Origin of the sequence: Phreatobacter sp., from assembly GCF_016793595.1 — a bacterium.
Taxonomy (GTDB): Bacteria; Pseudomonadota; Alphaproteobacteria; order Rhizobiales; family Phreatobacteraceae; genus Phreatobacter.
Genome location: NZ_JAEULY010000004.1, coordinates 191435 through 205995 on the forward strand (window position 1 = coordinate 191435; position 14561 = coordinate 205995).

The 14561-nt window shown below is 69.1% G+C and carries 10 protein-coding genes; 2 read left to right on the top strand and 8 right to left on the bottom strand.

Annotated elements, in window-relative coordinates:
- Positions 1-22: 22 nt before the first annotated feature.
- Together JNK84_RS05015 and JNK84_RS05020 are read left to right on the top strand one after the other, a co-directional pair.
- Entirely contained in the window at positions 23-1306 is a 1284-nt protein-coding gene (locus JNK84_RS05015; RefSeq protein ID WP_293421192.1) for an ArgE/DapE family deacylase, read from the top strand.
- Between the two features lie 118 nt (positions 1307-1424).
- Positions 1425-2726, top strand: coding sequence for an amidase (locus JNK84_RS05020; RefSeq protein WP_293421194.1), 1302 nt, complete (start codon positions 1425-1427; stop codon positions 2724-2726).
- A gap of 75 nt (positions 2727-2801) precedes the next feature.
- Here the strand turns inward: JNK84_RS05020 and JNK84_RS05025 are convergent, their stop codons facing one another.
- The 8 genes from JNK84_RS05025 to JNK84_RS05060 all read right to left on the bottom strand — a co-directional run bounded on the left by JNK84_RS05025 (position 2802) and on the right by JNK84_RS05060 (position 14559).
- Entirely contained in the window at positions 2802-4502 is a 1701-nt protein-coding gene (locus JNK84_RS05025; RefSeq protein ID WP_293421196.1) for a methyl-accepting chemotaxis protein, read from the bottom strand.
- A gap of 142 nt (positions 4503-4644) precedes the next feature.
- Positions 4645-6564, bottom strand: a complete 1920-nt coding sequence (locus tag JNK84_RS05030; protein WP_293421198.1) for an aminopeptidase P family protein — start codon at positions 6562-6564, stop codon at positions 4645-4647.
- Between the two features lie 7 nt (positions 6565-6571).
- Positions 6572-7975: an FAD-dependent oxidoreductase gene (locus JNK84_RS05035; RefSeq protein ID WP_293421200.1), complete on the bottom strand. Its 1404-nt coding sequence runs from the start codon at positions 7973-7975 to the stop codon at positions 6572-6574.
- Positions 7975-8565 (bottom strand): cysteine hydrolase family protein, encoded by a 591-nt coding sequence (locus tag JNK84_RS05040; protein WP_293423478.1) that lies wholly within the window; start codon positions 8563-8565, stop codon positions 7975-7977. Before JNK84_RS05040 ends, JNK84_RS05035 begins: the two co-directional genes overlap by 1 nt.
- Before the next feature lie 5 nt (positions 8566-8570).
- A complete protein-coding gene (locus JNK84_RS05045; protein WP_293421202.1) occupies positions 8571-10616 on the bottom strand; it encodes a hydantoinase/oxoprolinase family protein in 2046 nt (681 codons plus the stop codon).
- On the bottom strand, positions 10613-12265 hold the full coding sequence (locus JNK84_RS05050; RefSeq protein WP_293421204.1) for a hydantoinase B/oxoprolinase family protein: 1653 nt from the start codon (positions 12263-12265) through the stop codon (positions 10613-10615). Before JNK84_RS05050 ends, JNK84_RS05045 begins: the two co-directional genes overlap by 4 nt.
- Entirely contained in the window at positions 12262-13146 is an 885-nt protein-coding gene (locus JNK84_RS05055) for an isocitrate lyase/PEP mutase family protein (RefSeq protein ID WP_293421206.1), read from the bottom strand. The genes JNK84_RS05050 and JNK84_RS05055 overlap by 4 nt, the downstream gene beginning before the upstream one ends.
- 9 nt (positions 13147-13155) lie before the next feature.
- A complete protein-coding gene (locus tag JNK84_RS05060; RefSeq protein ID WP_293421208.1) occupies positions 13156-14559 on the bottom strand; it encodes an MmgE/PrpD family protein in 1404 nt (467 codons plus the stop codon).
- Positions 14560-14561: the final 2 nt, after the last annotated feature.

Sequence of the window (14561 nt, forward strand, 5' to 3'; positions counted from 1 at the left end):
CGGCCAAATGGAGCCCTGCCACATGCCTCTCGATCCCGCTCTCGCCGACCGTATCGTCAAAGCCGTGGATGACGGTTTCGACGCCCAGCTCGACTATCTCAAGACGCTGGTGCGCTATCCCTCGCAGCGCGGCGACGAACATGCCGTTCAGGACTTCTTCTTTCAGGAATTGCGGAAGCGCGGCTTCGCCATGGAGCGCTTCGCCATGGACGAGGAGGCGATCAAGCGCCATCCCGGCGGTTCGCCCTTCTCGCCCACCCATTCGACCGCGCCCATCGTGGTCGGCATCCATCGGCCGAAGGACGAAACCGGTCGCAGCCTGATCATGCAGGGCCATATCGACATCGTGCCGGTGGGCCCCGAGGAGATGTGGACCTCGCCGCCCTACGAGCCGCGCATCGACGGAGACTGGTTCTATGGTCGCGGCGCGGGCGACATGAAGGCCGGCCACGGCGCCATGGTCGCGGTCTTCGACGCGCTGAAGCGGGCGGGCGTCCAGCCGGCGGCAACCGTCTATGTGCAGTCGGTGGTCGAGGAAGAGTCCACCGGCAACGGCGCTCTCCAGTGCCACCTGCGCGGTTACAAGGCGGAAGCCGCCCTCATCCCCGAACCCAGCCAGGGCCGCATCACCCGCGGCAATGTCGGCGTGGTCTGGTTCCAGTTCACCGTGCAGGGCCATCCGGTCCACGTCCGCGAGGCCGGTTCCGGCCAGAACGCCATCGAGGCCGCCTACGGCGTCATGCGCAAGCTGCGCGAGCTTGAGGCCTTCTGGAACACCAAGACGCCGGATCATCCGATCTTCAAGGACGAGCCGCATCCGATCAATCTGAACTTCGGCAAGATCGCCGGCGGCGACTGGGCCTCCTCCGTGCCGGCATGGTGCACCGTCGACTGCCGCATCTCGATTTTCCCCGGCGAGAAGCCGGAGACGATGATGCGCGCCATCGAGGACACCATCGCCAAGGCCGCGCGCGAGGACCGCTTCCTCGCCAACAACCCGCCGAAGGTCGTCTTCAACGGCTTCACCACCGAAGGCTATATCCTGCAGCCCGGTTCCGAGGCGGAAGCCGTGCTCGGTCGCGCCCACCAGCGCGCCTGGGGCGAGCCGCTGAAGGAAGCGACGACGCCGGCCTATCTGGACGGGCGCGTCTATGCGCTGTTCGACGAGATCCCGACGCTCAACTACGGCCCCTCGGCCGAACGGGTCCACGGTTTCGACGAGCGGTTCTCCATCGAAAGCCTGCGCAAGGCGACCAAGTCGATGGCACTGTTCGTCGCCGAGTGGTGCGGCACGGAAGCCATCTGACCATCGACCGGGCCGCGCGTCGCCCGTGGATGGCGGCGCACGGCCCCATGGCAATCAGCCTTGACCACCGGCACCGCGACCGCCAACAGTCGCGGCCATGAAGCCATCGGAGTGCCCCATGCCCCAGTCCGTCCGCGAGACGCTCGAAGCCGCCCTCGCCCGCATCGACGACCCCAACTCCGATGGGCGGGTGACCTACACCAAGGTCTACGGCGAGCGGGCAAGGGTCGAGGCGGACGCGGCCGACGCGCGCGCCCGCGCGGGCGTGAAGCTGTCGCCGCTCGACGGCTGGGTCATCTCGATCAAGGATCTGTTCGACGTCGCCGGCGAAGTGACGACGGCGGGTTCGATCATCCTGCGCGGCCAGCCGCCGGCCAAGGTCGACGCGCCGACCGTGTCGCGGCTGCGGCGCGCCGGCTGCGTCATCATCGGCAAGACGAACATGAGCGAGTTCGCCTTCTCCGGCATCGGCATCAACCCGCATTACGGCACGCCGGGCAACGCCGCCGACAAGAGTCGCGTTCCCGGCGGCTCGTCCTCGGCAGCCGGCGTCTCCGTGGCGGAGGGTACCGCGCGCATGGGCCTAGGTTCCGATACCGGCGGCTCGATCCGCATTCCCGCCGCGCTGAACGGCTGCGTCGGCTTCAAGCCGACCTACGGACGCATTCCGACCACCGGCGCCTTCCCGCTGTCCTATGCGCTCGATTCCATCGGCCCGCTGGCGATGAACGTGGCCGACTGCGCCGCGGCCGATGCTGTGCTCGCCGACGAGGAGCCGTGGGTGCTGGAAGCTGCTCCCCTTGCCGGCCTCCGCCTCGCCATTCCGCGTGGCCGGCTGTTCGGCCAGACCGAGCCGGAGGTCGAGCAGGCCTTCGAGGCGGCGGTCGCGCGCCTGACGCGGGCCGGCGCACGCGTCAGCGACATCTCGATCGAGGACCTCCTCCAGGACCTCGCCGACGCCATGGCCAAGGCGCCCTTCGTCGCCATGGAAGCCGCCGCCGTTCATGCGGAATGGATGGAGGAGCGGGCCCGCGACTTCGACCCGCGCGTGCTCGCGCGGATCCGGATCGGCGCGAAGGCCCACGCGCCCGACTACATCCGCCTCGTCAACCGGCGCGCCGAACTCGTCGCCCGGATGCGCGACCGTCTCGCCGACATCGATGCGCTGATCCTGCCGACGACGCCGATCCGCGCACCGAAGATCTCGGACCTGATCGCCTCCGACGAGCAGTTCTGGACCGCCAACGGCCTGATGCTGCGCAACACGACTGTCGGCAACATCTTCACTTTCACCGGCATCTCGATCCCCTGCCCCGACGCCAAAGGCCTTCCCGTCGGCTTCATGATGACGGCGCTCGCGGGACAGGATCGCCGCATGCTGCGCATGGCCGCCGCCGTCGAGCAGGCCTTCGCCGCCTGACGCGAGCCTCCTGAACGGAAAAGGCCCGCCGCGTTCACCGCGGCGGGCCTCGTCATTCCGGCGTTCGGATGCGGCTCAGGCCGCCTTGACCTCCTGGAGGAAGGTGCCGACCGACTGGCGCAGCCCCGCGACGTCCGTTTCCAGACCGCGGGCGACGTCGTTCAGCGCGCCGACCGCATGGCCGACCGCGCGCAGGCGCTCGGACACTTCGCCGATCGAGCGGCCAGCCGTCTGGGCGACGGAGGCCGTGCCCTCGACGCTGACGCCGATTTCCTGCGTCGCCTGCGCCTGCTGGTCGATGGCGCTGGAGATCGCCTCGCTGGCGCGGCGCATCTTGACCACCGTGTCGGTGATGTTGGTCATCGAGTTGACGGTGCGCCCGGTCGCCTGCTGGATCGCGGAGACCTGCGCGCCGATATCCTCGGTGGCGCGGGCGGTCTGGGATGCGAGCTGCTTCACCTCGCTCGCCACCACCGCGAAGCCGCGGCCCGCCTCGCCCGCGCGCGCAGCTTCGATCGTGGCGTTGAGCGCGAGCAGGTTGGTCTGCTCCGCGATGGCGCGGATCAGTTCCACCACTTCGCCGATTTTCTCGGCCGTCGCGGCGAGGCCCGACACGTCGGCGGAAGCCGATTCCACGGCCTGCGTCGCTTCCGTCGACACGGTCATGGCCTCTTCCGTCTGGCGGCGGATCTCGACGATGGCGGCGTTCAGCTCCTCGGTCGCGCCGGCAATGCCGGTGACGCGCTGAAGCGTCTCTTCCGTGGCCTGAACGGTGTCGCGCGCACCGGCCTCGGCCGCATCGCCGGAGGCCGCGACCGTATCGGTCGAACCCGTGACGGAGACGGCGCGCGAGGCGACACGCTCCATGACCGAGCCGATGGCGGTGTCGAATTCGGCAATGGCCGCTTCCATGGCCGCCCGGCGCGTGCCTTCGGCGGCGATGCGCTGGTCCTCGGCGGCGCGCAGCGCTGCGCGCTCGGCAAGGCTGCGGGCGAGACTGTCGACGGCGCGGGCGATCAGGCCGATCTCATCCTGCCTGCCGGCATATTTCGTCATCTCGACCGCCTTGTCCTCGGCGAGCCCGTTGATGGCGTCGGCGGCTTCGCGGACCGGCTTCAGGAAGCGGGTCAGCAGCACGAACACGCCGGCCGCGGCGGCGACGATCAGCAGCCCCAGGGCGATGAGCACGCCCTGCCGCATCGCGGCGGCGGATGCCTCGGCGTCGGCGCGGCTGATGCCGGCGCCGATCGCGCCAAGCACCTTGTTGTCGGCGGTGACGATGGGGGTATAGCGCGCGATGCGCGCCACATTGCCGACGACGATGTGATCGGTCACCACCTCCCCGCGCGACACCGACTGCGCGATGCGCGAGGCAGCCGGGATACGCGTTCCGACCACGCGATTGCCCTGCGGGTCCTTGACCGAGCTCGAATGGCGGATCAGATCGCCGGTGGCCGCGTCGAAGCGAAACATGCTGGAGGAATCGCTCGCATGATCGACGATGCGATGGTCGCCCTCCGCCGACAGTGCGTTCGCCCGGATGCGCAGCACGCGGCCCTGGGCGTCACGCTCCATCTTGCCACCGGCGAGGCCCAGTTCCACCGCCTTCGAGATCGCCACCGTGCGTTCGGTGATCTGCCCCTCGACGATGGCGTCCATGCGCGCATCGATCTGGTTCAGGGCATAGAAGCCGGCCGCCGAGGCGACCGCCAAAATCATCAGCGCGGAGAGGCCGGCAACCTTTGCTGCAAGCGGGAGGCGATTGAAGAAGCGCATGGGGGTCCCGAAGGTTAATGACGTGGGGACCATCCGTGGGAGTGGGTTAACAAACGGTATTGAAAGACGGCCTATCGCCAGAAAACCCAGAAATTCCCGCAACTTACGCAACGTCACGGGCACAATCTCAGGGCTTAACGCCTCAAATCGCTGCGGTCATTCGCTTCAGCCAGGCCCTCTCCGCCCCCTTGAGCGCCGGCGACAGGAGTTTCCAGACCCTGGCGTGATAGGCGTTCAGCCAGCGGCGCTCGGCCACGTCGAGCAGCTTCACGTCGATGGCGCGCCGGTCGATGGGGCAGAAGGTGATGGTCTCGAACTCGAGGAAGCCTGCCTTCGCGCTCTCCCGCACCACCAGCAGGTTCTCGATCCGGATGCCGTGCGACCCCGTCTCGTAGTAACCGGGCTCGTTCGACAGGATCATGCCCGGCTCCAGCGGCACCTGCGACAGGGGCGAGATGCGGCCCGGCCCCTCGTGGACGCCGAGATAGACGCCAACGCCGTGGCCGGTGCCATGGTCGAAGTCGAGGCCTGCCTGCCAGAGCGCGCGGCGCGCGAAGGCGTCGATGGCGATGCCGCCGGTACCGCTGGGAAAGCGGGCGGTGGCGACCGCGATATGGCCCTTCAGCACCAGCGTAAAATGCTCCTTTAGTCGTTTCGGCACGCGGCCGATCGGCACGGTGCGCGTGATGTCCGTGGTGCCGTCGAGATATTGCGCGCCGGAATCGACCAGCAGAAAGGTGCCTGCTTCGACCGGCCGCGTGGTTTCGGCCGATGCGCGATAGTGCACGATGGCGCCGTTCGGGCCGGAACCCGCGATGGTGGTGAAGCTCGGGCCACGGTGCAGCGCATCCGCGCCGCGGATATCCTCAAGCTTCGCCATGACCTGCAACTCGTCCAGCCCCTCCGCCTCCCGGTCGATCCAGGACAGGAAGCGCGCCATGGCCGCGCCGTCGCGGATATGAGTCCTGCGCGTGCCGGCAAGCTCCACCGGATTCTTGCGCGCCTTGGGCAGCACGGCCGGATCCGCTCCGTGGATGACGGTCGCGCCGGCATCTTTCAGCGCTGCTTCGATCCAGGCGGTGGCGGTATCGGGCTCGATGGAGACCGTCTTGCGGGCAAGGTCCTTCAGCCCGTCGGCGAAGGCCTCGATGGGCCGGATGGTCACGCCGTTGCCGAGCCCGGCGGCGAGGCCCGCCGTCAGCTTGGCGGAATCGACGAACCAGGTGGCATGGCCATCGGCGGCGAGGATCAGGAAGCTCTGCACGAGCGGCGTCGCGGGCGTATCGCCGCCGCGCACGTTCAACACCCAGGCGATGGAATCGAGCTGATTGAGCACACTCGCTCCGGCGCCGCGCCGGGCGATCTCCTCACCGAGCCGGCCGCGCTTGTCGGCGCTGGATTCCCCCGCGAGCTTCAGCGGCTGGGGGCGAATGGCGGAGAAGGGATCGCCGGGCTGGTCGGCCCACAGCCGGTCGACCGGGTTCTCCGCCAGCGGCACCAGCTCAGCACCCGCCTTTTCCAGCGCAGCCCGCCAGCGCTCGGCTTCGCGGACCGGCGTGATGCGCGGATCGAAGCCGACGCGATCGCCCTTCTTCAGCTTGCCAGCGAGCCATTCGGTCGCCGGGGGCTTGCGGAAATGCCGGCATTCGATGACCGAGGCATCGGTCTCGGCAGGCGCCTGCAAGGTGTAGCGGCCGTCGACGAACAGCGCCGCTTCCTTCTGCATGACCACGGCGAAGCCGGCCGAACCGGTGAAACCGGTCAGCCATTTCAGCCGCTCGGCCCGTGCGACGATGTACTCGCCCTGATGCTCGTCGGCCCGGGGCACGAGGAAAGCCGCGAGCCCCTCCTTCTTCAGCCATTTCTGGAGCGCCGGGATACGCTTCGCATCGCGCGCGAAATCCGGCTCCGGGGCCTTGGCGAGCGCCGCGCGAAGCTTCACCCGCTCGGCCGGCGTCGCATCCGGACAGGCGGCGGCCATCCAGTCGTCGGGGTGGCTCGCGGGGGGCGTCGCACGGACGCGGGCGATGATCTGGCTGAGCGATTTCGGATCGGCGGGCATGGGCTTCTCAGCAGGAGGCAAGAGCGAGGCGGGCCGCCTCCCCGCCAGCGATGCGTCCGAGCACCACCGCCGTCAGAAGGCCGTTGCCGGAAAGATAGCCGGAGGCATCGGGGCCGGACACCCCCACCGCCGCGCCGCCTGCCGCGAAGAGATTGGGCAGCGGCTCGCCGCCGACCTTCAGCACGCGCGCGCGGCCGTCCACGGCAAGGCCGCCCTGCGTGTGGAACAGCGCGCCCGTGACCTTCACGGCGCAATAGGGCGGTTCGAGCTGCGCCACGCCGGACCAGTCGCGTCCTGACAAATCGATTCCGCCACGTCGCTTGAAGTCGGCGACGGATTCGAGAGTCGCGCGAATCACTTGGGAGCAAATGCTGAGACGCCGCGCCAGTTCATCCGATGATTCCGCTTCAACCACGGCGCCCGCCGCCTCGGCCCGGCGGAAGTCCTCGAACTGGCGGGCGATGGCGGCGATCCGCGCGTCGAAAATGTCGAAGGCGATGCCGCCGGGTTGGCCAAGCACGGCGAGGGCCGCCTCCGAATAGCCCGACGCCTCGTTCCAGAAGCGCTCGCCGGAGGCGTTCACCTGGAAGCCACCTTCGGTCATGGTCGCCCAGGTGATCAGGATGCCGTGGGGATGGGCGACCGAGCCATGGCCCTGATGGCCGCTCATGTGCTTCAGCTCCGCGCCCAGCGCCGCGCCCCACAGGACCGCGTCGCCCTGGTTGCCGGGATGGCCGAAATAGAGCGCGTCCTTCAGCGCCGGAATGTGCTCGGCGACGAGCGTCTTGTTGCCACCATAGCCGTTGCAGGCGAGCACGAGCGCGCCGCAACCGATCCGCTCCGTCGTCCCGTCGGGGCGGGTCACGACGAGGCCGCGCACCCTGCCCTTCGCGTCGGCCACCAGCGCCGTGACATGGGCGCCCGTGACGATATCGATACCTGCGGCTTCGGCAGCCGCGCGCAGCCGGTCGATCAGCTCCGCGCCCGAGCGCGAGGCGAGCCCATGCATGCGCCGGGCGGAATGACCGGGATAGGAGAAGTCCGAGACCACGGTGAAGGCGAGGCCGTGCTGGTCGCTCAGCCAGTCGATGGCTGGCGCCGCGCCCCCCGCCACGGTCTTCAGCACGACGGGATCAGCCTCGCCATGCGCCTTGGCCTGAATGTCGCGCGCGAACAGCTCCACGCTGTCCGTGATGCCGGCCGCCTTCTGCGCCCTGGTTCCGGGTGCGGGGATCAGGCCAGCCGAGAGCGCCGTCGAGCCCTGCGGCAGGGCATCGCGCTCGAAGATGACGGGATCGACGCCGGCTTCCCTCGCGGCAAGCGCTGCGCAGAGCCCCGCCGCGCCGCTGCCGACGATGGCGACCGGGACGGTGAAGTCGAACGGCCCGTCGTCGATCAGCACGCGGGGCATCAGGCCCCGATCTCCTTCATCAGTTCCGCGACCGTCGCGATCCGTGCGACCGGTTTCAGCCCGGCAATGGCTTCGGCATGAACGCCGGCCGAGAAGGCCGCGCACCCATCCTCGATCACCGTCACGTGGAAGTCGCGCACATGGGCGTCGCGGACGGTCGAGGCAACGCCGCCATTGGTGACGATGCCCGAGACCATGAGATGGTCGACGCCGGCCTTCCGCAGCACCCATTCCAGCCGCGACATGTAGAAGGCGGAATAGGCGACCTTCTCCACCTTCATGTCGATCGGCTGAAGCGCGCCCACAATGTCGTGGCCCCACGAGCCCGGTACGAAGTCGCCCTTCTTCAGGAACGGCCGCAGCGTCTTCAGATGGTCGGAGATGAAGGGCTCGCCGCCCCTGCCCGGTACCAGCGTGAAATGGGTCGAGACGATCCAGCCGCCCTTCGCCCGGATCAGGTCGGCGAGCGGCTTCACGCGCGCCGGCACCGCCGCTATCTCCGGCGCGGACTGGCCGGCACGACCATAGGCGCCGTCCGGATGGAGAAAGTCGTTCTGCAGGTCGCAGATCAACAGGGCTGTCCTGGCCATATCCATCAGGCGCGCTCCAGAACGAGGTTGCCGAAGCGGTCGACACGCGCGCGCTGGCCCGGCGGCACCAGCGTCGTCGCATCGGGCTGTTCGAGCACGGCCGGGCCCTCGACGAGGGCATCGACCGGCAGGTCGAGGCGGGCATAGACGGCGGCCTCCGTCCAGCCGCCGAACCAGACCTTGCGGGCGCCAGTGCGGGCCTTCGCCACCGAGGCGGAGGCGTCCGGCGCCAGCGCCGCAAGGTCGATGGCCGGCCGCCGGCCAATGGCGGCGGTGCGCAGATTGACGATGCGGATGCCGAGACCGGGCAGAAGCCGCGAGAAGGCACGCGAATAGGCCGCCTCGAACGCCTCGCGGACGATCTCCCCGGTAATGCCGGTGCGGCCGCCATCCAGCGTCACCGGCAGGGGCACCGGCACCGTATGGGTCTGGCCGAGATAGTGCATGTCGAGTTCGTAGACGACATCGATGCGCCCGACGGTCAGCCCCGCGCCTTCGACCACTGCGCGCGCCGCCGCGCCCTCCGCCGCCATCCGGGCATCGAGACCAGCCGCATCGAGCCCGTCCAGCGTCAGGTTGAGGGTCTGGACCTGATCGTGGCGGATATCGGCCATGACGCAGCCCATGGCTGAGGTCACGCCGGGAAAACGCGGCACCAGCGCCGCTTTCAGCCCGATATCCGCAATGAGCGCGCCGGCATGCAGCGCGCCGCCGCCGCCAAAGGGCACGAAGGCGAAGCGGCCGGGATCGTGACCGCGCTCGATGGAAACGAGGCGGATCGCCCCGGCCATGCGCGCATCGGCGACGCGGACGACGGCCTCGGCCGCTGCCTCCGGCGACAATCCCAACGGGTCGCCGACATGTTTCGCGAGCGCTTCCCGCGCGGCCTCGACATCGAGCCGGGCGAGCTTGCCGCCGATGGGCCTGTCGGCATTGATACGGCCGAGCACGAGGTTGGCGTCGGTCAGGGTCGGGCGATCATTGCCCTGTCCGTAGGCGACCGGCCCCGGCCGCGATCCCGCGCTTTCCGGCCCGACCTCGAGAAATCCGCCACGATCGACCCGCGCGATGGAGCCGCCGCCGGCGCCGATCGTCGTGATCTCGATCATCGGCGAACGAATGACGAGGCCGAAATCGATGGTGGTCTGCGCGGCCAGCGCCGCCTCGCCGCCTGAGATCAGCGACACGTCGAAGGAGGTGCCGCCGAGATCGCCGGTGATGATGTCGGGATAGCCGGCGGCCTTCGATATTTCAGCTGCCGCGATGACGCCGGCAGCCGGACCCGACAGCGCCGTGCGCACCGGCAGCCGGCGCGCGGTGGCCGTCGACATGACACCGCCATTCGACTGGACGATGTGGAACGCGCCGCTGAAAGCCTCGCTCGCCAGCGCGGCCTCCAGCTTGGCGAGATAGGAGCCGACGACAGGCTGGAGATAGGCGTTGAGCGCGGTGGTGGAGGCTCGCTCGAACTCGCGGATCTCGGGCAGGATCTCCGACGAGACCGAGACATGCTCGTTCGGCCAGACAGCCCGCGCAGCCTCTGCGGCGGCGCGCTCGTTGGCGGGATTCGCGTAGGCATTGACGAAGACGATGGCGAGCGCGGTCGCGCCCTTGTCAGCAAGCGCTTTCGCCGCGTTCGCGACCTCCGCGGGATCGACCGCCTGCCGCACCGCGCCGTCAGCCAGCGTCCGCTCGGCGACTTCCACGCGCAGGTCGCGGTCGGCAATCGGCGTGAAGTCGCCCCACAGGCCCCAGGTGTTGCGGCGGTCGCGGCGGCGCATTTCCAGAACGTCGCGGAAGCCGGCCGTGGTGATGACGCCGATCACGGCGCCCTTGCGCTCGAGCAGCGCATTGGTGCCGACCGTCGTGCCGTGGACGATGGAGCCGAGGGCCGACAGCGCGCCGAAGGTCTTGAGGCCCTCCAGGAACCCCACGGCCTCGTCGCCACGGTTCGACGGCACCTTGGCGGTGCAGAACGTGCCCGTCGCCTCGTCCATGAAAAACAGGTCGGTGAAGGTGCCACCGACATCGACGCCGACGAGAGTGGTCATGCCGGGGCTCCCGTCAGATAGCCGAGCCTGACGTCGCGGTCCCTCGCCGCCTGATCCCGCGCGGCGGGGTCGCCGAAGCCGCCGCCGCCGGGTGTCTCCAACCGCACCTTGCCACCCTGCGAGAGCTTCACGCCCGTCACTTTCGACGCCATGGGCGGCGTGCCGGTTGTGCCGCCGTCATCCCATGAGAAGCGGTTGAGCGCGCCCTCGCCGCCGCCATTGACGCCGAAGGGCGCATAGCGGCCGCGCTCGCCGAGCAGGAAGACCTCCGCGCCGCGCTCGTCCAGCACCTCGATCTCGTAGATGGCGCCGAGGCCGCCGCGATGGACGCCGGCGCCGCCTGAATCCGGGCGCAGCGCCCACTGCGTGAATAGTACGGGATAGGCCGCCTCCAGAATCTCGACCGGCGGCATGGTGGCGGTGGAAATCGGGTTGTTGGCGTGGTTCAGCCCGTCGCTCTCGGGATTGCCGCCGAGACCGCCGCCGAAGAAGTTGAACATGACCCAGCGCGCGCCGTTCGCCCGATGACCGGCCATGGAGAGGGCGTTGATCGTGCCGAACGGCCCGGCGGTCGCCCGCTCCGGCACGGCTTTCGCCAGCGCGCCGAAGACGACGCCGATCAGCCGCAGGATGGTCTCGGTATAGCCCGCCATCGGCTTCGGCGCCTTCGCGCCGAGCAGCGTGGTCTCGGGGATGATGAAGGTGATCGGCCTCAGGCAGCCGGCATTGGCGGGAACGTCGGTGAAGACGTGTTTCAGCGCGACGTAGCAGGCGGCGATGCTGGTCGGCGTCGAAATGTTGATGGGGCCGGCGCAGGGCGGCGAGGAGCGCGAGAAATCCAGCACCATCGTCTCGCCGGCAATGGTCAGGTCGAGAGCGACCGTCAGCCGCTCGTCGACGATGCCGTCATTGTCGAGCCAGTCCTCGAACGAATAGGTACCGTCGGGAAGCGCCGCCACAGCCTCGCGCATCAGCGCCTCGGCGCGCGCGGAGAAGGCGTCGAAGGCGGCATCGATGGTCGCCTCGCCGTGCTCGTCCAGCAGCGCGTTCAGTCGCTTTTCGCCAAGGTCGAGGGCGTTGAGCTGGCCGTTGAGGTCGCCCCAGTTGGAGTTCGGCAGGCGCGAATTGGCGGCCAGAATGTCGAGGATGTCCTGCCGGATCTCGCCACCGGCCGCGAGTTTCACGACCGGGATCAGCACGCCTTCCTGGAAACTCTCCGTCGCCACCGGATTGTAGCCGCCCGGCACGTTGCCGCCGATGTCCAGCCAGTGGCCGGCGGAAGCCAGCCAGCAGAACAGCTCGCCGTTGCGGAAGACCGGCCGCACCAGGCGGAAATCGTTGAGATGCGTGCCGCCGGCATATTGATCGTTGAAGATGAAGGTGTCGCCGGGCCTCAGCCCGCCCTGCGCACTCACCTTGTCGATCACCGCCTTCACCGCGAAGGCCATGGCGCCGACGAAGATCGGCAGGCCCTTGGTGCCCTGTACCAGCGTGTCGCCGGTCTCGCGGTGATAGAGGCCGTGGCAGGCGTCGCGCGCCTCGGCGATGATCGGGTTGAAGGCGGAGCGGTAGAGCGTCGCGTCCATCTCGTCGGCGATCTGCTCCAGCCGGCCCTTCAGCACCGCCAGCGTGACGGGGTCGAGGGTCACGCGCCGCCCCCCGCCGGATCGTATTTGCGGCCGGCCTCCAGCAATTCCGTCGTGCCGACGATCTCGGCCAGTTCGTCGAAGGAGTACATCTGGTCGCGCACGGCATCGGAGGTGCCGTCCGCCTTCAGCGCGTCGTAGAAGCTGCGCGCGCTGCGGGCCATGGCGCGCACCACGCCGGCGGAGAAGACGACGAGGCTGTAGCCCATGGCTTCGAGATCGCTGACGGGGGTCATCGGCGTCCGGCCACCCTCGACCATGTTGGCCATGAGCGGACGGATATTGCCGAGCTTGGCCGGAACGGCGGACAGCTCGTCGCGCGTCCGCGGCGCCTCGACGAAGATGATGTCCGCGCCGGCCTCGGCATAGCGTTCGGCGCGTTCGAAGGCGCGCTCGAAACCCTCCACCGCGCCCGCATCGGTGCGTCCGATGATCAGCATGCCGTTCTGCCGGGCGTCCACCGCCGCCTTGATCTTGCCGACCATTTCCTCGGCCGGCACCACGTCCTTGCCGCGCAGATGGCCGCAGCGCTTCGGAAAGGTCTGGTCCTCGATCTGGATCGCCGCCGCGCCGGCCCGCTCGAAGAAGCGGATGGTGCGCTGAACGGTGATGGCATTGCCGAAGCCGGTATCGCCGTCGACGATCAGCGGCACGTCCACCTTGTCGGCGATGCGGGCAATGACCTCGCTGACTTCCGTCATGGTGGTCAGGCCGACATCGGCCATGCCGAGCCGCGTATAGGCGATGCCCGCGCCGGTGAGATAGAGCGCTTCGAAGCCGGCATTGACGGCAAGCTGCGCCGTCAGCGGGTCGATCACGCCCGGCGCGACCAGCACCGGACGCCGGTCGAGCCGGGCGCGAAGCTTTTGGGCGGGGGTCTCCATCGTGCCTCCTCAGGATGTCGCCGTCAGCGCCAGCAGGCGCTGCGGGTCCATGCCATTTCCGAGCGCATTCGCCGCCGCGACGATGCGCTTCGCCTTGTCCGCGCCCCGGATGGGCACGGTGATCTCAATGAATTTCGCCTCGACCTCCTCGGCGGAATACGGATCTTCCGTATCCCCCTTGTTGGTCGTGGCGAGCGCCGTGAACGAACGCCCGTCGGCGAGGCGCAGGGTGACGCGCGCCGGCCGCGCGGCCGGCAGCATGGCGGTCAGCGCCGGGTCCTCGTCGACGGTGACGCGCGCGGCCAGCGCGGTGACCAGCCGGTCGCCGCGCGCCTCGTCGCGGAAGGCGGCGATGGTCGCGCCGCCATTGACCAGCGCCGTCGCCAGCGCGAAGGGCAGCGAGAACTTCGCCGCCAGCATCGATTTCGGTTCGGGATCGTCGAGCTGCGCCGCCCAGACATAAGTCTCGACCTCGATGCCCAGCACCTCCCGCGGATCGACCTTGCCGGCCTCGACCAGGATGCGCTCCAGCGCATCCAGCGCCGCGTGGGTGTAGCGGCAGGCGGCGTGGCGCTTGAAATAGTTGCGGGCGATCTCCCAGCGCGTGCCGAGATCGGCGACCATCTCGTCGGGGTGGAAGTCCGTGGCCGCCACTGTCCCATAGACGGTCGCGACGCCGTCGCGCTCGCCGGTCAGGCCGGAAGCGACCATTTCCCAGGCGAACAGGCCGAGCTTGTTGGAGAAGCCCGCATAGGAATTGCGGACGGTGGCCCCCTCCAGCATGGTCTTGCGGCTGGTGGTCAGCCCGAGCGACGAGGCGACGTTGATGGCCGCGACCATCGCCTCCGCATTCGCCTTGTGGAGCTTCGCCACGGCGAGAGCCGCGCCGACCGTGCCCCAGGTCCCGTGCGGGTGCATGGTGACGACCAGCTTGGAGGCGATGCCGATGCGCGCGCCGATCTCGTAGCCGAGCGCCACGGCCGCGATCAGGTCTTCGCCGGACGCGCCGAGCCGCGCCGCCGCAATGAGCGCCGCCGGCACGACATGGATGCCGGGATGGCCGCGCGCATATTGGTTGCCCTCGTCGATCTCCAGCATCGTGCCGGCAATGCCGCCCATGAACGCGGCGTTGGAGGCGGAGAGCTTCGCCCCGCCGCCGATCACTTGCGCCTCGCCCACCCCGTCCAGCGCCTCCAGCCGGGCGACCAGTGCGCGCATTTCCGGCTCGGCCATGCCAGCCGTGATCGCGCCGATGCTGTCGTAGATGACCTGCTTCGTCCGGGTGACGACCACTGGCGGCAGACTGGCAAAGGTTACGCCCGCCGCGAACCGCCCCCATTGGGCGAGCCAGCCGGACCGGGGTTCCGCCGCCAGTGCCGATGCCGTCTTCACGCCTGACGTCACGATGGCCATGG

Excerpts from the sequence above, each read along its gene's own strand:
- JNK84_RS05020 (WP_293421194.1), top strand. The coding sequence starts at position 1,425 with ATGCCCCAGTCCGTCCGCGAGACGCTCGAAGCCGCCCTCGCCCGCATC.
- JNK84_RS05025 (WP_293421196.1), bottom strand. The coding sequence starts at position 4,502 with ATGCGCTTCTTCAATCGCCTCCCGCTTGCAGCAAAGGTTGCCGGCCTC.
- JNK84_RS05035 (WP_293421200.1), bottom strand. The coding sequence starts at position 7,975 with ATGCCCCGCGTGCTGATCGACGACGGGCCGTTCGACTTCACCGTCCCG.
- JNK84_RS05060 (WP_293421208.1), bottom strand. The coding sequence starts at position 14,559 with ATGGCCATCGTGACGTCAGGCGTGAAGACGGCATCGGCACTGGCGGCG.
- JNK84_RS05015 (WP_293421192.1), top strand. The coding sequence starts at position 23 with ATGCCTCTCGATCCCGCTCTCGCCGACCGTATCGTCAAAGCCGTGGAT.
- JNK84_RS05055 (WP_293421206.1), bottom strand. The coding sequence starts at position 13,146 with ATGGAGACCCCCGCCCAAAAGCTTCGCGCCCGGCTCGACCGGCGTCCG.
- JNK84_RS05045 (WP_293421202.1), bottom strand. The coding sequence starts at position 10,616 with ATGACCACTCTCGTCGGCGTCGATGTCGGTGGCACCTTCACCGACCTG.
- JNK84_RS05040 (WP_293423478.1), bottom strand. The coding sequence starts at position 8,565 with ATGGCCAGGACAGCCCTGTTGATCTGCGACCTGCAGAACGACTTTCTC.
- JNK84_RS05030 (WP_293421198.1), bottom strand. The coding sequence starts at position 6,564 with ATGCCCGCCGATCCGAAATCGCTCAGCCAGATCATCGCCCGCGTCCGT.